Genomic DNA, 19,118 nt, shown 5'->3' on the forward strand with positions numbered 1-19,118 from the left:
GGTGATCGGGGTCAGCTCTGCGCGGCCGCCCGGATGCCGCGCAGGGCGAAAGCCCCGAAAACCGCTGCGAGACCGGCGGACCAGGCCAACGTCTGCAGGACCGGGGCGGCGATCGGGCCGCCCACGGTGAGGTTGCGCATGGCCTCGATGGCGCAGCTCATGGGCTGGGCGCGGACCACGGGCCGGAGCCAGTGCGGGTAGTTCTCGACGGGGACGAAGCCGGAGTTGAAGAACATGCCCAGCAGGGTGACGGCGGCGAAGAGCTGAACCACCTTGTCGCCCACGCGGCTGACGCCGACGGTGATCACCATGGTTGCGAAACCGGGGATGAGCAGGACCGGGATCAGGACGGAACCGAGTGCGCCCCACGGTCCTTCGTGGAAGCGCAGGCCGAGGGCCACGCCCAGCAGCACGATGACGACCGTCCCGGCCAGCGTGCGCCCGCATTCGGCGAGCAGCCGGCCGAGCAGTCCGGCCGAGCGGTGCACGGGCAGTACCCAGAAGCGGCGCAGCAGGCCGCTCTCGCGTTCGGCGTGCAGGGACAGGCCGGTGCCCATGGCGCCGTACATGGCCCCGGTGATCGCGATCATCGGGACGAAGCCGTAGATGGCGTCCGCGCCCGAGGTGTTCGTGAGCACCTTGTCCAGCACGAGTTGGTACATGAGCAGCAGCAGGACGGGCAGGATGAGGGTGGAGGTGAGCACTTCCTGCTCGCGCGGCCAGCGGCGCATGAGCCGGCCGGCCTCGACGAGACTCTGATCCAGCAGGGTTTTCACGGACGCCTCCGCTCCACGAGCACCGACAATGCGGCGAACAGCACGATCAGCCCACCGCACCAGACGGCGGCAATCGCCACGGCCGTGGGGAATTCACCGTCGGCGAGGCCGCGCAGCGCGGCGGCGGCCTGGGAGACGGGCTGATCGCGCACGAACGGCTGGATCCAGCCGGGGAACGCCTCGGCCGGAACGAAACCGGTGGACATCATGATCAGCAGCAGTTGCGGGGCGAGCAGGGCCGAAGCGCCGATCTCCGGCTTGCCGGTCGCCACGCCGAGGGTGTCCGCGCCGACCACGACGGCCGCGGCGAAAGCCAGTGCGAGCAGCAGGAATCCGACCGCGCCGGCGAAGTCGTGGAACTGGAACCCGAAGACGTGGCCGATCACCAGCGTGCCGGCGAGCGCCGCCACGGCCCGCACCAGGTTCGCCGACATCCGCGCGGCCATGGGCAGCCAGGGTCGCACGGGCATGGACCGCAGTCGGGTTCCCATGCCGCTGAAGGTGTCTCGCGCGGCTCGATCCCCGGCGGACATGGCCGTGAAGAACATGCCCTGCAACACGATCACCGGCAGCAGGTACTGGGCGTAGTCGAGCCCGCCCGCCTCCATGGACCTGCGCAGCGGCACATAGAAGCACAGGAAGAAGATCATGGGCGCGGCGAATCCGAAAGGCAGGTCGCCTTCGCGCAATGCGGCGCGAATAGTACGCCCGCTCAGAGCCTTCCATTGCAAGCCCGCCGGAATACGCAACTCCGGTCGCCCTGCGACCGCGGCACCCCGCGACGCCGAAGCGGGCGACGCCGGTGCGGCGGCGGACCCGGGGCGCGAGTCGACCGCTTCGAGACCGACGTGCGCACCACCCGCCACCGGCTCGGCCGCCACACAGCTGGACGCGCTCGCTACACCCCCGGCCGCTGCACCACCCGAAGCGGGCGCGGCCGCCACGCCTGCAGGCGCGCTTGCGGTGAAGCGGGGTGCCGCACCGTCGGCGGCGGGCGGGGTGGGCGCGTCGGTGTCGGGGCTCACGCGCCGGCTCCGGCCGGTTGCGGGCGGGTCAGTTCGATGAAGACCTCGTCCAATGACGGGCGGCGCAGGGCGATGTCGATCAGGTCGATGTTCGCGGCGTTGACGCGGCGCAGGACCTCCCCGAGGGTGGCCGCGCCGTCGGGGGCGGGCAGGGCGACGCGGTCGGCGGAGTCGGGGACGGTGAGTTCGCCCAGACCCTCGAGCGCGGTGCGGACCGCGGGGACGTCGGCCGCTTCGACCGGGACCACCTCGCAGTAGCTGGCTCCCGAGCGCGCCTTGAGTTGATCGGCGGTGCCCTCGGCGATGACCGTGCCCTTGTCGACCACGATGATGTTGTCGCTGAGGGCGTCCGCTTCCTCGAGGTACTGGGTGGTGAGCAGGATGGTGACGCCGTGCTGTTTGAGCTCACGGACCAGCGACCACAGGCTTTGGCGGCTGACCGGGTCGAGGCCGGTGGTGGGCTCGTCCAGGAACACCACTTTCGGCAATCGCACCAGGCCGCAGGCGATGTCGATGCGGCGGCGCATGCCGCCGGAGTACTGGCCGACGCGGCGGTCGGCGGCCGCGGTGAGGTCGAAGCGCTCGAGCAGCTCGTCGGCGCGCTGCCGAGCGGGCTTGGGGCGCAGGCCCATCAGGCGGGCGAACAGGACCAGGTTCTCGCGGCCGGTGAGCACCTCGTCGAGGGCGGCGTATTGGCCGGTCAGCATGATCGAGGCGCGCACGGCATCGGCCTCGCGGACCACGTCGTGGCCCGCCACCAGGGCCCGGCCGGTATCGGGGCGGACCAGGGTGGACAGCACCGAGACGGTGGTCGTCTTGCCCGCGCCGTTGGGGCCGAGCACCCCCAGCACACTGCCCGCGGGCGCGCTGAAGCTGATGCCGCGCAGGGCTTGTACAGCGCCGAAGGACTTCTCGACGGCTTCGACGACTATGGCCGCGTCCGTGGTGGATTGCGACACCGGGTTCTCCATCCTCATGTTCGTTCGGGTCGGGTGGGCGAGCGGTTCAGGCGGGGCTGAGCGCGGCATTGGCGGCGGTGAGCGCCGCCACCGAGCGCTGCCAGATCGCACCGAATCGGTCGATCTCCGATTCCTCGAAAAGGATTGCGCTCCATCGGAACAGGGTCACCAGCTGCGACCCCTGCTCACCGGGGTGGATCGCGGCGATGAGGTCGAGGGCGTAACGCAGCGGCATATCCGGCTCCGGGGCGATCGGGAGTCGTTGATGCAGGGTCAGATCCGTGACGGGAGCGAACGGCTGATCCGTGCCGGTGCCCGCGGTCAGGTCCATGCGGCCGAGGTAGTCGAAGAGCACCTGCGGCTCGGCCTGCGCCGACAATTCCGGCGCGCTGCCGCCGTAGCGCATCGTGCCATAGTCGAGTCCCTTGTTCGGCACCATATGCGACTGTGCCGCAACGGTTTCCAAAAGGACGGCAGCGGCGGCCGGATCGGCTTCAGCGCGGGTCACATCGAGACCGGAGCCGACGGCCAGGCGCAGCGGGTAGACGCTGGTGAACCAGCCGGAGGTCCGTGAGGTGTCGGCCTCGGCCGCCACTCGGGCGTCCTCGCGGCCATGGCCTTCCATCGCGATCAGTGCACCCGCCGAGGCGTCCTGGCCGCGCTCGGTCCGCCAGGTGTTGAGCGTCAGAACCAGTGCGGTGAGCAGGAATTCGTGGATTCCGGCCGCCCGGTCACCCCAGCCCGCCGCGGCCAGGATGCCGCGGGTGGCCTCCGCATCGGTGAACGACGGGGTGATCCGGTAGGAGTCCCAGGTGTCTGTGCGCGGGTCGGGGCGGCGGCGGCCGAGCGGGGCGTCACCGCCCGCGAGCTGGGTGGCCCAGAATTCGCGTTGCGACTGGACATCCCGGCTCGGGCGGCGCGCCTCGAGCAGTTGTCCCCAGCGCCGATAAGACGTGGATTCCACTGCGAGCCGCGGCGTTTCACCCGACTCGAGCTGCCGCCAGGCGTCGGCGAGGTCGCCGAGCAGGATGTGCCAGGAGACCGGATCGACCGCGAGATGGTGCACCGTCAACAGCAGCACGTCCCCCGGGGAATGCCGCAACCGCACCGCCTGCAGCAGGATCCCGGCGTCCGGGTCGATGCGGTCGATGGCTTCGCGTGATCGAAGCTCCAGTGCCGCACCGAGATCGCCGTCGACCGTCACCTCGGTCAGCAGGTCGGCCGCCCGCACCGCGCCGGGCTCACGAGTGATCAGGCGGGGGCCGGAGTCGGTGTGGGAGAGCCGGGCGCGCAGCATGTCGTGCCCGTCGAGGACGGCTTGCAGCGTGGCTTCCAGTCGTGCGGTGTCGATTCCGGACGGCAGTGTGACCAGCGTGGACAGTGCGAGCCGGCGGTAGCCGCCGAACTCGTACATCCAGCGCATGATCGGGGTCGCGGGCACCTCGCCGTAGGCGGGGCCGTGCTCGATCGCGGCCGTCTCGCGCTGTGCCGCCCGCGCATCCACGGTGGCCGCCAGGTCGCGCACGGTCGGCGTGGCCAGCACCATGGCCGGGCTGATCGGGAGTCCGGCCCGGCGGGCCTTGTCCACCAGCGAGATCGCGACGATGCTGTCGATGCCGAACGCGAGGAAATCGTCGTCGATGCCGATCGTGCGGCCGCCCAGCACCTCGGCGAAGGCCGCGCACAGGGCGCGTTCGGTGTCGGTGCGCGGCGCGACGCCGGTGCTCGATTCACTGAGCAGGCTCAGGCCCGCGGCGACGAGGGCGCGCACGTCGAGTTTGCCGTTGGGGGTGACCGGCATGGCGGGCAGCAGGACGATGCGGGCGGGCACCATGTAGGCGGGCAGCCGCTCGGAGAGCCTGGCGCGCAGCATGATTCCGGTGGCCTCGTCCTCGGCCACCGCGAACCCGACCAGTGTCGGCCCGCTGGGCCGATCGACCACCACGACCGCGGCTTCCCGCACGCCGGACAACTCCAGCAGCGCCGATTCGATATCGCCGATCTCGATGCGATAGCCGCGGATCTTCACCTGATCATCGGCCCGCCCCAGATAAGAGATTTCCCCGGAGGGCAATTGCCGCACCAGATCTCCGGTGCGGTACATCCGCACGCCGGTCCGGAACGGGTCGGCGACGAAGCGGTCCGCGGTCTGCGCGGCCCGGCCGACATACCCGCGGGTCAGCTGCGCGCCGGACAGGTACAGCTCGCCGACCACGCCGCGCGGCACCGGCCGTAGCCCGGAATCCAGGACGTAACCCGCCATCCGATCCACCGGTCGACCGATCACCGGAACGGACCCGGCCTGCGAAAGATCCTCCATCCCACCGGTGTTGACCGTCGCGACGACGGCTTCGACCGTCGTCTCGGTCGGCCCGTAGCAGTTGTAGACGGCCGTGGCGGGCAGCGCCCGCAGCCGCTCCCACAACGCCGGTCCGATCGCCTCGCCACCGAGCGCCAGCACGGTCAGGTGATCGCCGTCCACCAGCCCGGCCGCCTCGAGCTGCGCGAACATCGACGGCGAGGTGTCGATCATGTCCACCCGATGCCGAACGATCCCCTCGACCAGCCCCCGCGCGTCACGCATCTCGGTCTCGTCGAACAGATGCACGGCATGCCCGTCGAACAGCCCGATCATGGGCTGCCAGGACGCGTCGAAGCTCAATGACCACGCGTGCGCGATACGCAACGCCCGCCCCAGCCGCGCCCGCGCGGGCAGGTACACCCGATCCCGGTGATCAGCGAAGTAGCTGGCCAGCGCGGCCCGCGTACCCATCACACCCTTCGGCTCACCGGTGGATCCCGAGGTGAAGATCAGATAGGCGCAAGCGTCGGGATGCACCTCCCGAGGCGCCGAAATCGGCCCGGCCGCAATGCGTGCGGCAACGACCGCGTCATCCACCACCAGCGTTCGCGCCGCGCCCCCACCCTCCTGTCGAACGGCACACCAGCGAGGGGATTCGTCCGGATTCGCCTCAGTGCTGCGCCACTCGACGATTTGGCGGTGGGCGGCGTGGATGAGTGGGAGGCACGCCTCGGAGGTCAGGATCAGGGCGGGGTCGGCCTGACGCAGGATCGAGGCGGTTCGCATGGGCGGGGCCGAGATGTCGATGGGGACGTATGCCGCGCCCGTGTACAGGGTCGCGAGGATGGCGATGATCGATTCGGCGGAGCGCGGAAGCGCCAGGGCCACCACGTCTTCCGGGCCGATGCCCCGCGCCGCGAGCTCCGTGGCCAGGCGTCCCGCCGCGGCGTGCAGCTCCCGGTAGGTGAAACGCGCGGTCGCGACGCTCAAGGCCGGTGCGTCGGGGGTGGACGCTACATGTCGCTGGAACAGGTCCAGCACGCCGAGCGGGGTTTGCGGGGCAGCGTCCGCGCGGCTCGGGCCATCCGCGCCCGCCGCACCGCCGAGCGTCGACGCTCCAGCTCCACGCTGACTGTCGAGCTCGGCCCGTTCGGCGGGCAGCAGGACATCCAGGAGGTCCGGGATGGAGTCGGTGTGGTCGGGAAGTTGGCGCAGGACGGACAGGACGCGGGCACCGATGTCCTGAACCGAGAGGTGGGGCAGAGCTTCGGCGATGGCCTCGAGTACGACGACGAGGCGGTCGTCCTCCAAATGCGAGACCACCGAAAGGGGGTAGTGGACCAGGCTTTCCATGGCTACCGGGAGGAAGCGGGTGCCGTCGGTGGTGACCATGGGGTCGGTGGCCGCGCCGATGGGGGCGTTCTCGAAGACGAACAGGACGTCGAAGAGGGGGCCGTGGCCGGCGGTGCGCTGGATGGTGGACAGGCTCAGGTAGCCGCTGTCGCGCATGGCGGCTTGCTCGCGTTGCAGGGTGCGGCAGTGGTCGCGGACGGTGGCGGTGCGGTCGAGGACGACTCGGGCCGGGACGGTATTGATGAACAGGCCGATCATGGTTTCCACGCCGGGCAGGGTGTCGGGGCGGCCGGAGATGGTGGTGCCGTAGATCAGGTCGCGGCGGTCGGTGAGGCGGGAAAGCACGACGGCCCAGGCGAATTGCACGACGGTGCCGAGGGTGAGGCCGTTGGTGCGCGCCCAGTGGACCAGGCGCTGGGTCTCGTCCGGGTCCAGGTAGTGGCGGGTGCGTTCGGGAATGGCGGCGCCGACCGCGGCCGCGCCCGCGTCGGCCAGCATGAGCGGGTCGGAGAGCGGGCTCAGGTAGTCGGCCCAGGCGCGGCTCGCGGCGGCGGTGTCCTGGGCGGCGAGCCAGCCGATGTAGTCGCGGTAGGGGCGCGGGGCGGGCAGGGTGTCGGCCGTTCCCCCGGCCTCGTACACCGCGATGAGTTCGCGGAAGAACACCGCGACCGCCCAGCCGTCCATGAGGATGTGATGGGTGGTGAGGATCAGGCGGCGGCGCTCGCCGGGCAGGTTCACCAGGGTCACCCGCAGGGCCGGGCCCTTGCCCAGGTCGAACGCCCGCTCCCGGTCGGCCGCGGCGAGGGCATCGAATTCCTCCGGCCGCGCCTCGATTTCGGTCCAGGGCAGGTCCACCCAGGTGGGCACGATCTGCACCGGCTTGGGCAGGTCGCGATCCCAGAAGGCGGCCCGCAGGTTGGGGTGCCGCTCCAACAGCACCTCGACGCTGCGGCGCAGCACTCCCACGTCCAGCGGTCCGCCGATATCGATGACGAACTGCATGGTGTAGAGATCGACGCCGTCGGCGGCCAGCCTGGCCAGCGAGAACAGCCCCTGCTGCAGCGGGCTCAACGCGAGTACGTCTTCGATCTCGGCGGGCTCGGTCCGGTCGACGGCCATGTGCTGGTCCTCTCTCACCGCGCGTCCTTCCATGCCGCACCGAGCGCGGCCAGAGCGTCCTGGTTCAACCCGGAAACACTCATCGGGGCGTGGTTATGTGCCTGCGGAACCGGTTGCGGCTCGGCTACTTCGGGCTTCACAGGTTCGGCATGCGCCGGGCTGCCGAAGGTGGCGGTCATCTCCGAGGCCGAAACACCCGCCGCGGCAGCGATATCCGCCGCGGTCACGCCCGCCGCGATGGCCGCATCCACGGCCGCCGCGAGTGCGGTGACGGTCATGTGTTCGAACACCATCTGCGGCGAGAGCGGTAGCCCGATCTGATTGGCCCGCACCGACCACTGGATGGAGATGACGCTGTCCCCGCCGAGCGCGAAGAAGTTGTCCTCGCCGGAAATCTCGTCGGCCTCCAGCTCCAACAGTTCGGCCAGGATGGAAAGCAGAGCCTGCTCGGTGCCCGCTCCGCCTGCGGCACCGGCGAATTCGCCCGCACCCGCCGCAGCAGCGGGCCGCACGGTGGGTCGTTCCCGTGCGACGGCGAACTCCAGTTCACCTCGTACGGTCCAGCGCGCCCGGTCCCCGGTCCGCACCAGCACCCGACCGGAATGGAAGGGGTCGGCAACCAGATCCGCCGGGACGGCAGCTCCGAGGCTCGCGACCGGGATAGCGGGCTCCGCCCCGATGCCGGTCGGATCCGTCGATACCGCGGTGGTGTCGATGTGAACGGTGCCGAGCACGCCCGGCGGCACGGCTCGCAGAGCATCGTCGAGCACGAGTACACGTGCACCGGGGGCCGGGGTGGCCGTGGCGCTGCCGGTCAGCCGACCGCGCGCCACGGCTCCCGGGAATCCCGGGACCGAGTAGACGTAGCGGGTCGTGGAGCCGGACGAGAGTGCGGGCAGCAGATCGGGAAGCGCTGCGGGCCACTCGGTTCCGAGCACCTCCCAGTGCCGGACCGAGGGCAGCATGGACACGCCCGTGTGCACGAAGCGGGCGAGCACGCCGGGGTCGGCGGCGACCCGGGTGGGCCGGAACCGCTGGATCAGTTCGACGAGGGCCGTCGGATCCTGGCGTTGTGCGTCGTCGGCCACGACCAGGGTCGCACCGGCGGCGCAGGCCGAGACCGCCTCGACGGCGAGTTCGACGCTGCCCCGCGCGGCCGCGACCAGCCGGGTTCCGGAGCTGTCGCCGATAGCGGCGTCGACGATCAGGGATTCGAATGGGACCTCCGCCGATCGTGCGAAGAACTCGCTGTAGGTGAGGGTTTCGGGTCCGCAGTGGACTGCGGCCCGACCCGTGGCTCGGGTGTCCGCGAGAACCGCGGCGACATCGACCACCCGCGCGGACCCGGTGCCCCATGACTCCACCGCCCGCAGCTCGTCGGCGGGCATCACGTCCAGTTCGCTCAGCGCGAGGTCGGCGTTCTCGGCGAAGGCGGTGAGGACGCGCAGCATGCGCTGGGCGAGCAGGTCGCCGGTCGACGCCTCGTAGAGATCGGTGTTGACGATGACGCCGGCGTCGAAGCCGCCGTGGGGGCCGGAGAAGAAGTTGATGCTCAGGTCGAGGAGCGAGATGTCGAATTCGATGGGGAGGACCGAGAGTTCGGCTTCGCCCAGGCCGGCCTCGGTGGCCGACCAGTCTTCCTCCCGGAAGTGCATCATGGCCTGGAACAGCGGGTTTCGGGAGAGCGAGCGGGGCGGTGCGACCGCTTCCACCACGCGTTCCAGCGGCACGTCCTGGTTGGCGTAGGCGGCGAGCGCGGTGGCGCGGGAGCGTTCCAGCACGGTGCGCAGGGTCGGGTCGCCGGACAGGTCGTTGCGCAGCACCACCATGTTGGCGAGCAGGCCGACCAGGTCGGCGGCCACCGGGTAGGAGCGGCCCGCGACGGGGGTGCCGAGCGGAATGTCCACGCCCGCACCGAGTTTGTGCAGCAGGGTGACGACCGCCGCCTGGTACAGCATGAACTCCGAGGCTCCGGCCGATTCGGCGAGACCCTTCAGCCGTCGGCGCAGGGCCGCCGGGACGGTGAACGCGCTCATGCTGCCGTTCTTGCCGAGGACCGCCGGGCGCGGATGGTCGTGGGCGGCGGCGATCTCGTCGGGCAGTCCGGCCAGGGCGTCCCGCCAGTAGTCGATGCGCTGCTGGTCGTCGGCCACGAGTTCGCGCTGCCAGAGCGCGAAGTCGGCGTAGTCCAGGGCCAGCGGCTCCCAGTGCGGTGCGACGCCGGATTCGATGCGGCTGCGGTAGGCGGTGGCCAGGTCGGCCAGGATGGTGCGGAAGGACCAGTGGTCGGCGACCATGTGGTGCACCAGCAGCGAGATCGCGTGCGAGTTCCGGCCCAGCACGAACACCTTGGGCCGCACCAGCAGTTCGGATTCCACCGCGAAGCGGTATTCGGCGGCCTCGGCCAGCGCGGCGGGCAGGCGGTCGGGATCGTCGAGCACGGTGACCAGCACGTCGATCGGGCCCGCGGGCAGCACCGACTGGTAGGGCACGCCACCGTCCTCGGGGAACACGGTACGCAGCGCCTCGTGCCGGGCCACCACATCGCCCAGCGCGGCGGCCAGGGCGGTGATGTCCAGCGGTCCGTCCACGCGCATGGCGAAGGGGATGTTGCCGACCGGGCTCGGCCCCTCCAGTTTGCGCTGGAACCACATGGCCAGCTGCGAGAACGACAGCGGAACCCGCTCCGGCCGTTCGCGTTTCGCCAGACTCGGAACCTCGGCGCGCACCGCCGGGGCCGTTGGCGCGGTCTCGATCAGCGCGGCCAGACCCGCGACGGTCGGGGTGTCGAACGGGGCGCGCACGTCGAGTTCGACGCCGAATTCCTTGCGGATCAACACGATCAGGCGGGTCGCCAGCAGCGAGTGCCCACCGAGTTCGAAGAAGGAGTCGTCCGCGCCGACATCGTCGCGGGCGAACAGCTGACCGAACAGGGCGGCCAGCCGGACCTCGGCGTCGGTGGCGGGTTCCCGGTAGCTGCGCGCGGTTTCGCGCCGCGGGGCGGGCAGGGCGCGCTTGTCGAGCTTGCCGTGCACCGTCAGCGGGATCTCGTCGATGACCGCGAACGCGCTGGGCACCATGTACTCCGGCAGGCTCGCGGCGGCATGCGCGCGCACCTGCTCGAGGTCGACGGTCGCGGCGTCGGCGGGCACCACGTAGGCCGCGAGCATCGCGCCGACGGCGGCGTCCTCGGTGGCGATCACCACGCAGTGCCCGACACCCGGGTGGCTGCCGATGACCGCCTCCACCTCGCCGAGCTCGATGCGGAAGCCGCGCACCTTGACCTGTTCGTCGGCGCGGCCCACGAATTCGATCTCACCCGCCGCATTGCGGCGGGCCAGGTCGCCGGTGCGGTAGAGGCGACCGCCGGACCCGAACGGGTCGGCCACGAACCGCTCCGCGCTCAGGCCCGCCCGGCCCAGGTAGCCGCGCGCCAATTGCTCGCCGCCCAGATAGATCTCGCCGACCACCCCGGTCGGGACCAGCTGCAGCGCCTCGTCGAGCAGGTAGACGAACACATTCCGGTTCGGGGTGCCGATCGGGACGATGGCGGTGCCCTGCGGTCCCACCACGTCCTGGTGGGTCGCGCACACCACGGCCTCGGTCGGGCCGTAGTGGTTGCGCAGTTCGGCGTCGAAGATGCCCGCGAACTTGTCGGCCACCTCGCCCGGCAGCGCCTCGCCGCCGACCGGTACGTGGCGCAGCGCGCGCCACTGGCTGACCTCGGGCAGCAGCAGGAAGGTGCTGAGCATGGACGGCACCATGTGCAGGACCGTGACACCGCAGCGGGTGATGACCTCGGCGACATACGGAATGTCCCGGAACGCATCGGGTTTCGGGATCACCAGCCGCGCGCCGGCGGTGAAGGTGACGAAGATGTCGAGCAGGGAGGCGTCGAAGCTCACCGAAGACGACTGCAGCAGCCGGTCTTCCGCGGTCATGCCCCATTCGGCGACGAAGCCGTCCAAGTGCTCGGCGATCGCGCCGTGCGGGACCGGGACGCCCTTCGGCTTGCCGGTCGAGCCGGAGGTGTAGATGACATAGGCCAGGTTCGCGGGGCGCAGGGCGCGCACGCGGTCGGTGTCGTCCGGGTCGTGCTCGGGCAGCTCCAGTGCCGAGAGTTCCGCGGCGTCGAGTTCGACCCGGCCCAGCACCAGGCGCGGGCGGGCGTCCTCGACCAGGTAGTCGATGCGGTCGTCGGGATACGCGGGATCGATGGGCAGATACGCCGCACCCGATTTGAGCACGGCCAGCATGCCGACCACGAACTCCACCGAGTTGGACAGGCGCAGGCCCACCAGGTCCTCGGCGCCCAGGCCCTGGCCGATCAGCCAGTGCGCCAGGCGGTTCGCGCGACGGTTCAGGTCGGCGTAGGTGAGTTCGGTATCCGTGTCCGGGGCGACCACGGCCATTGCGTCGGGCGCCGCGGCCACCCGCTGCTGGAACATCTCGACCAGGGTGGTGGCCGGGGTGTCGACGAGCGCGCCGTGCGAGAGCTCGAGAATGCGGGCGGCGTCGGCCGCACCGAGGATGTCCAGATCGGCGATGCGCCGGTCGGGCTCGTCGAGGGCCGCGCCGAGCAGTTGCGCATAGTGGCCGAGCAGCTGGTCGACCAGCGGGCCGTCGAGCATGTCGAGCTGGTATTCGGCCTCCAGGTACGCGCCCTCGGGCTCGAGCACCACCGCCAGGCTCAGCGGCAGCTGCGCGACCGTGCTGCCGAGATCGAGCAGGGTGGCCTCGACGCCGGCCAGGGCGAATCCGGACACGCTCTTGCGGACGCTGAAACCCAGCCGCACCAGCTGATCGAGACCGTCCCGGCCGCCGAGGCGGTCCGGATTCGCCTCGCGCACCACGCGATCGATGCCGACACCCTGATGCGCGAACGCGTTCAGGCAGGTATCGCGGACGGCGTCGGCGCAGGTGGTGAAGCTGTCCCGCGGGGACAGGGTGGCGCGCAGCAGCAGGGTATTGCCGAAGTAGCCGATCAAGGATTCGGCGGTGGCATTGCGGCGCACGGTGACCGGGACCGACACCAGGAAGTCGCCGGCGGCGGTGTACCGGTGCACGAGCGCCTCGTAGGCGGCCAGCAGCACCATGAACGGGGTCGCCGAACGCTCACGGGCGAAGACTTCCACGCGGGACATCAGGTCGGCGGGGAGGGCGAGCGTGCGGCGTTCGGCCTGACGAGAACCCGAATCACCGGAATTTCCCGGCAGTTCGAGGGCCTCGGGTAGCGGACGCAACGCGGCGCGCCAATAGTCGAGATCCGCGTCAGTGGCGGGCTCGACGCCGAGAACCTCGATATCCACGAATTGTGCTGCGGGCATGGCGAGTTCGGTGTCACGGTAGGCGGCCGCGACCTCGCCGAAGAAGACGCCCCAGGAGTCGTCGTCCCAGCAGATGTGATGGGCGACCAGGATCAGGGCGTGCTCGTCGGGTGCGAGACGCACCAGGCTCAGGCGCAGCGGCGATTCCGCCGACAGGTCGAACGGACGGCCGAATTCCCTGCGCGCCAGCACTTCCAGGCGGCGGGCGCGGCTCGCCGGGGGCAACTCACCCAGGTCGTGGGTCTCCCAGCCCGGCATCAGCTCGGCGTGCGCGAGCTGATACGGCTCACCGTCATCGCCGAGACCGTATGTGGTGCGCAGGATGTCGTGGCGCATGGCCACAGTGGCCATCGCGCGCCGCAGCCGCTCGCCGTCCAGCTCACCCGAGCGCGGGTCGACGGAGCGGAGCCGGTAGGCCACACAGATATTGAGGGTGGTGTCCCGCGGATCCCGCGCCTGCAGGAACCACATGCGCCGCTGCCCGTCCGACAGCGGATGCCGCTCCCCCGCGACCGCGCGCGGCGCGGAGACCGGCGTGGCGGCCGCGGCGGCGACACCGCTCTCGGCTATCCGCCTGCGCAGCAGTTCCCTACGCCGCTCCAGCAGGGTTTCGGCATCGTTCGCCATGTCTCGTCTCGCTCCTGAAAGTATGTCGACTTATGCCTGGCTGCCGGCCATCAACCGGACGACATCGTCCAGCGACGCACCGCCCAGAATCGCCGCCACCGGCAGATCCCGGTCCAGCTCCACCTGCACCCGCTTGCGGAAGTCCAGGGCCTGCAACGAATCCAGGCCCAGCGCCACCAGCGGCACCGAGGGGTCGAGGGCGTCGGCATCCGCGCCCATCACCCGGCCGAGTTGCCGCCGCACCCGCTCGGCCAGGTTCGCGGAATTCCCGCCCGCCGCGCCGGGTTGCCCTGCGGCAGCGCGGAATTGCGTCATCGCCTTCGTGCCGCCCTGCGCGACCGTCGCCCGCACGCGGTCCGGCCCGCTCGGGTATGCCGCCGAGTCAGCGGTGCCACGGTGCCCGTCCGCCGGTGTGCCGGCGATTCGAGGGGAGTTGCCGTCCCGATGTCCCGAACCCGGCGAATCCGGCTGCACCACAGCACTTTCCGCAGCGGCCGCTACCACGTCGTCGAGCAACGGGCCCTGGCCGATCGCGACCATCAGGGCCTGGACGTCGCTCCAGTCGGCAGCGGCGACCAGGCGGTTCTCCGCGCCGGAATGGTCGGCGTGGTCGGTGAATCCGACCGCCAGCGCATCAGCGGCCCGCATCGGGGTGACACCGGCCGCCTGCACGGGGCCGGTGCCGACCGCGTGCAGCGGACCTTCGAGATCCCACAGTCCCCACTGCACGGCGACCGCGTCGACGCCCGCCGCGCGCAGGCGGCGGGCGAGTACGTCGAGCATCCGGTTCACCGTCGCGTAGAGGATCTGGCCGCGACCGCCGAAAGTGGCTGCGGCAGACGAGCACAGCACGATCCGGCAGTCCGGGGTGCGCGGCCACGTGTGCAGCATGTGCTCCGTGCCGTAGATCTTCGACCCGGCCATCTCGCGGAACTTCTCCGGCGTGACCTCGGCGAGCTCGGCACGCACGTAGTTGACTCCCGCGTGCACCAGGACGGTTGCCGGAATCTCCTGCCGCTCAGCCAATTCCACGACCGCATCGGCGTCGGTGACATCGCAGGACTCGACGATGATCGGAGTGTCACCCAGCGCCCGGATCGGACGCAGACGGCGAGTCACCTCCGCGGTCTCACCGGACCGGCTCAACAGGGTGATCCGGCCCGCCCCACTGCGGGCGTAGTGAGCACAGAACTCCACACCGAGCGTGCCGGTACCACCGACGATCACCACGTGTGCCAGGTCGGCGTCCCGGGCCGGGCCCCGCTGCACGGCATCGATTTCCAGCCGCTTGGCGTACACGGCCCCATCGCGCAGCGCGAGTTCCGGCTCGTTCTTGACGTGCACCGCACGCACCAGCGCCGCCGCCCGACTCGCATCCGCCTGTCCGGCGGCCAGATCCACACGCCGGAAGGAAACGCCGAGCGATTCCATACCCAAGCACCGGAATCCAGCCGTCACCGCACCGTGGAACTGGTGCGGCACCGGATCGCCGGAGGTCACCTGCTCACCGCCGACGGTGACCAGCCAGCAATCGCGGACCCCGGCCAAGTCGGGCAGCCACGTCGGATTCGCGAAGAACTCGGCCGCCGCCTCCAGTGCGCCCGGCGCATCCATGGCCGGCATCTCCGGCAACAGAATCACCACGGTGTCATGGGAATCGGGAGGAATGACCGAGTCTCCGCCCACGGTGGAGGCACTGTGCCTCGCACCAACCGCAGCGCCGGCGGAAGCGGCCGAAGCACCTGACCCGTCGACCACAGCGGCGGTGGCGGTCGCCGCGTCGCCACCGGGCTGGGTCGCCGAGCCTGTGGCCGAGACGAGTTCGCGCCGAGCGGAACCGCTGCTCTCGGCACCGGCGGTGCTGTCCGGGACCGCGCTCGGATCAACAGAGACTCCGATCAAGGCGGATGCCGCAGTACCCGCGACGGGCGTCGCGCCTGTCGCCGAGGCCGCCGAATCCTGGGCGGCTGCGCCGGAGAGCACGTGTGCGGAACCGCCGTGGTTGTGGGCGGCGGTGCAGATCGCGGCCGCTAGTTCCGGGTTGCGGCCGGTGTGGTCGATGACCAGGAGGTCGCGCGGAGGAACCAGAGAGCGCTTGTCGAGGCGGATCCAGGTCTCCGCCAGGCGATATGGACGGCGGCGGGTCGGCTCCGGGATCGATTGCCCGGCGGGTGGTTCGAAGGCTGCCCACAGGCGCTGGGGGTTCATCACCGTGTTCGGGAAATCCTGCAGGGGCAGGCGCACTGTGCCGGTGGTGCGCAGGGCCTGCCAGTCGTAGCCGAGGTCGTGGACGGCGACGGTGGCCAGGTTGCGGGTGAAGTCGCGGAGGGTGTCGGCGGTGCGCAGGGAGGTGCCGAGTACGCGGAAGTCGCGGGGCGGGAGGGCCGGTTCCTGGGGGACGAGGCCGAGGTTCTCCTGGACGGCGAGCTGCAGGGTGGGGTGTTCGGCCACCTCGACGAAGGTGTCGATGCCGTCCACGGCGGCGGCCACGATGGCGCGGTCGAATCGGACGCGGTTGCGCAGGTTCCAGTACCAGTACTGTTCGTGCTCCAGGTCGGGGGTGATCTCCGCGCCCAGAGTGGCTCCGTAGCAGGGGATGTCGCCGGTGGCGAAGGTCGGCGCGCTCATCTCCTCGCCGAGGAAGCTTTCGAAGTCGGCGCGCAGTTCGGCCACGATCGAGGTGTGGGCCGGGTAGGCGACCTGGATCTCCTTGGCGAAACAGCCCTGCGCCCGGGCGGCGGCGACCATGTCCACGATGGTGTGGCGGTCGCCCGAGATGGCCAGGATGTGGGGCGAATTCACCACCGACAGCTCGGCCCAGCCGGAGTGGCGGGCCAGCAGGGCCTCCACCGACTCGCGGTCCATGCCGAGCACGGCCATCGAATAGCCGCGCGGGGAAATGCGTTCCACCAGCCGGGCGCGCTCCGTCACCGCCATGACGGCGTCGCGGCGGGTCATGACGCCCGCCACCCAACCCGCGGCGAGCTCGCCCTGACTGTGGCCGATGGCGGCGGCGGGCCGCACCCCGGCCGCGCGCCACATGGCGGCCAGGCCGGTCATGTGGAACATCAACGCGGGCTGGACTTCCCACACCGTGTTCTCGAAACGGCCCTCGTCACCGAGCAGATAGTGCAGCGGCTGGACGTGGCCGTAGTGCTCGCGATGCAGTTCGGCGCAGGCTTCCACCTCGTCCCGATATGCTTGGGACAGTTCGTGATACAGCTGTCCCATGCCCGGCCGCTGACTGCCCTGTCCGGGGAAGACGAAGCCGATCCGGCGCGCGGTGGCCACGCCCAGGCCGGATATCACGGCCGGATGCTCGGCGTCGGCGGCGACGGCCTCGAGCGCGGACAGCAGTTCGTCGCGGCCCGACACCATGGCCAGTGCCCGGCGGCGGCGCGCGGTGCGAGTCCGGAACAGCATGTCCGCCACGCGATCCGGCGTCACCTCCGGCCGCTCCGCGAGATAGCGAGCCAGCTGTGCCGCCTCGGCACGCAACCCTCCGGCCGTCTCGGAGGACAGCAGGACCGGAACGGTGCCGTCCGGGAGCCGGTACTCAGACATGGAGATCCTCCAGAGCGGGCATGGCGAGCACGGCGTGGGCATTGGTACCGGCGACGCCGAACGAGGAGACGGCCCCGTAGCGGACGCCGTCGAGCGGCTCCCACGGAGTGAGTTCGGTGGCCAGCCGCAAACTGGTGGCGTCCCAGTCGACCCGGTCGGTGGGATTGTCGGCGAACAGGGTCGGCGCGATCCGGCCGTTGCGGCCGCACAGCAGCACCTTGATCAGGCCGAGCATGCCCGAGGCCGCCTGGGCGTGACCGATATTGGACTTCACCGAGCCCAGCAGCGGACCGCGCACACGCTCCGGAGCACCGTAAGCCTGTGCGAGAGCGGTCAATTCGAGCGGATCACCGACCGGCGTGCCGGTGCCGTGGCCCTCGATGAGGCCGATGGCGGCGGCGTCCACACCGGCCGCGGCGAGCGTCTTCTCGATGAGCCGCCGCTGCGCGGTCGAACTCGGCACGGCCAGCGGCGCGCCCTTGCCGTTGTGGTTGACCCGCGTGCCCAGCACCCGTGCGTAGACGTGATGGCCGTGCTCGCGTGCCCGCGATTCCCGTTCCAGCACAACGACGCCCGCACCCTCACCCCACAGCGTGCCGGTGGCGTCGGCGGCATAGGCCCGGCAGTGGCCGTCGGCGGCCAGCGCATTGTTCTTGGAGAACTCGTAGAAGGCGGCGGGCGAACCCATCACGCAGACGCCGCCGGCGAGCGCCCATTCGCATTCGTCATCGCGAATGGCGTTGGCGGCCAGGTGCAATGCGGTCAGCGAGGAGGCGCAGGCGGTGTCGACGCTCATGGACGGCCCGATCAGCCCGAGGCCGTGGGAGATGCGCCCGGCCACCGCGCCCAGGGCGGTGCCGGTCACCCGATAGCCGCTGTAGTCGGTGACCGCGGCCGACATCGGCCCGTACTCGTTGACGGACGCGCCCATGAAGCAGCCGACCTCGGCTCCGTCGAGGGAGCCGGGATCGATGCCCGCGTTCTCCAGCGCCCGCCACGCCACCCGCATCCCGACCCGCTGCTGCGGATCCATGGACACGGCCTCGCGCGGCGTGATTCCGAAGAACAGCGGATCGAATTCCGTTGCCCCGTCCAGGAATCCACCGGCGTCGGACACCCGGCTCCAGCCCTCGAGCCGATGCAGGGACAGCAATTGCTCGACCGGCCACTCCCGATCGCGCGGGAACGCGCCGATCAGCTCACGCCCCTGGGACAGCGCCGCCCAGTAGTCGGGCAGCGTCTCCACGCCGCCGGGTGCTTCGATCGCCATACCGGCGATGACGATGGGATCCACGTCCACGCCGCTCACCCGACCGTGTTCAACGACGGGGCCAGCAGGTCGGCGATGCCGGAAGTGTGCTCGTTGAGATAGAAGTGCCCGCCGTCGAAGACGGTCACGTCGATCTCCTGGGCGCTGTGGTTCGCCCAGCCGTAGAGATCGCGCGGTGTCACGAAGGGGTCCTCGGCACCGCCGAGCACCTGAATCCTGGCCTGCACCTTGATATCCGGCGCGCACTCGTAGGAGTCGAAGGCCCGGTAGTCGGCCTTCACCACCGGGAGCGCCATCCGCATGACCTCCCGGCTGCCCAGCACGTCCGCGCCGGTGCCGTCCAGTCGGCCGAGGTGGTCGAGGATCTGCTCGTCCTCGCTGGGATGCGGCGGCAGCTCGGCGGCCCGGCCCGGCGACACCGCCGCCGACGGGGCCAGCAGCCGCACCTCGCGGCCCGCCGCCTCGGCGACCCGCACCAGCTCGAAGGCCACCATCGCGCCCATACTGTGCCCGAACACGGTCAGCGGCAGCCCGCGATCATGCTCGGAGGCAACGTAATCCGCGTACGCGCCCGCCGCGAGCTCCGGAAGCGCGGTCAGCGCCGCCTCCCGCACCCGGTCCTGACGGCCCGGATATTGGAAGACGACCACGTCGAACCGCTCGCTGCAGACCTTCGAGAACGCCCGATAGCTGGACGCGCCCGCGCCCGCGTGCGGGCAGATCAGCAGCGGCGGCAGCCCCGCCGTCGCGGGTTTGTGGAACTGGCGGACCCAGCTGAGCTGTGCAGCCATGACGT

At 70.8% G+C, this 19,118-nt stretch carries 8 protein-coding genes; all 8 read right to left on the reverse strand.

All coding sequences use genetic code 11. The features are described from left to right. Window positions 1–11: 11 nt before the first annotated feature. The 8 genes from GPX89_RS17470 to GPX89_RS17505 are packed head-to-tail and all read right to left on the reverse strand — an operon-like array spanning window position 12 to window position 19,113. Complete coding sequence (locus tag GPX89_RS17470; protein WP_328601935.1) at window positions 12–776, reverse strand: ABC transporter permease; 765 nt, start codon at window positions 774–776, stop codon at window positions 12–14. Next, window positions 773–1,801 (reverse strand): ABC transporter permease, encoded by a 1,029-nt coding sequence (locus tag GPX89_RS17475; protein WP_328601936.1) that lies wholly within the window; start codon window positions 1,799–1,801, stop codon window positions 773–775. Before GPX89_RS17475 ends, GPX89_RS17470 begins: the two co-directional genes overlap by 4 nt. Then, complete coding sequence (locus GPX89_RS17480) at window positions 1,798–2,772, reverse strand: ATP-binding cassette domain-containing protein (RefSeq protein WP_157388607.1); 975 nt, start codon at window positions 2,770–2,772, stop codon at window positions 1,798–1,800. Before GPX89_RS17480 ends, GPX89_RS17475 begins: the two co-directional genes overlap by 4 nt. Window positions 2,773–2,806: 34 nt before the next feature. Beyond that, window positions 2,807–7,534, reverse strand: a complete 4,728-nt coding sequence (locus tag GPX89_RS17485; protein ID WP_157389126.1) for a non-ribosomal peptide synthetase — start codon at window positions 7,532–7,534, stop codon at window positions 2,807–2,809. Window positions 7,535–7,548: 14 nt separating this feature from the next. After that, window positions 7,549–13,488 (reverse strand): non-ribosomal peptide synthetase, encoded by a 5,940-nt coding sequence (locus tag GPX89_RS17490; protein ID WP_157388608.1) that lies wholly within the window; start codon window positions 13,486–13,488, stop codon window positions 7,549–7,551. Window positions 13,489–13,518: 30 nt separating this feature from the next. Continuing rightward, a complete protein-coding gene (locus GPX89_RS44645; RefSeq protein ID WP_235947479.1) occupies window positions 13,519–17,052 on the reverse strand; it encodes an SDR family NAD(P)-dependent oxidoreductase in 3,534 nt (1,177 codons plus the stop codon). Then, on the reverse strand, window positions 17,045–18,361 hold the full coding sequence (locus GPX89_RS17500) for a beta-ketoacyl [acyl carrier protein] synthase domain-containing protein (protein ID WP_328601938.1): 1,317 nt from the start codon (window positions 18,359–18,361) through the stop codon (window positions 17,045–17,047). Before GPX89_RS17500 ends, GPX89_RS44645 begins: the two co-directional genes overlap by 8 nt. Further along, complete coding sequence (locus tag GPX89_RS17505) at window positions 18,358–19,113, reverse strand: thioesterase II family protein (RefSeq protein WP_157388609.1); 756 nt, start codon at window positions 19,111–19,113, stop codon at window positions 18,358–18,360. Before GPX89_RS17505 ends, GPX89_RS17500 begins: the two co-directional genes overlap by 4 nt. Window positions 19,114–19,118: the final 5 nt, after the last annotated feature.

The sequence above is a fragment of the Nocardia terrae genome (assembly GCF_009760405.1).
Classification (GTDB): Bacteria; Actinomycetota; Actinomycetes; order Mycobacteriales; family Mycobacteriaceae; genus Nocardia; species Nocardia terrae.

Bases quoted from the DNA above. Each gene is read 5' to 3' on its own strand.
- GPX89_RS17480 (WP_157388607.1), bottom strand. From the start codon at position 2,772: ATGGAGAACCCGGTGTCGCAATCCACCACGGACGCGGCCATAGTCGTC.
- GPX89_RS17485 (WP_157389126.1), bottom strand. From the start codon at position 7,534: ATGGCCGTCGACCGGACCGAGCCCGCCGAGATCGAAGACGTACTCGCG.
- GPX89_RS17490 (WP_157388608.1), bottom strand. From the start codon at position 13,488: ATGGCGAACGATGCCGAAACCCTGCTGGAGCGGCGTAGGGAACTGCTG.
- GPX89_RS44645 (WP_235947479.1), bottom strand. From the start codon at position 17,052: ATGTCTGAGTACCGGCTCCCGGACGGCACCGTTCCGGTCCTGCTGTCC.
- GPX89_RS17505 (WP_157388609.1), bottom strand. From the start codon at position 19,113: ATGGCTGCACAGCTCAGCTGGGTCCGCCAGTTCCACAAACCCGCGACG.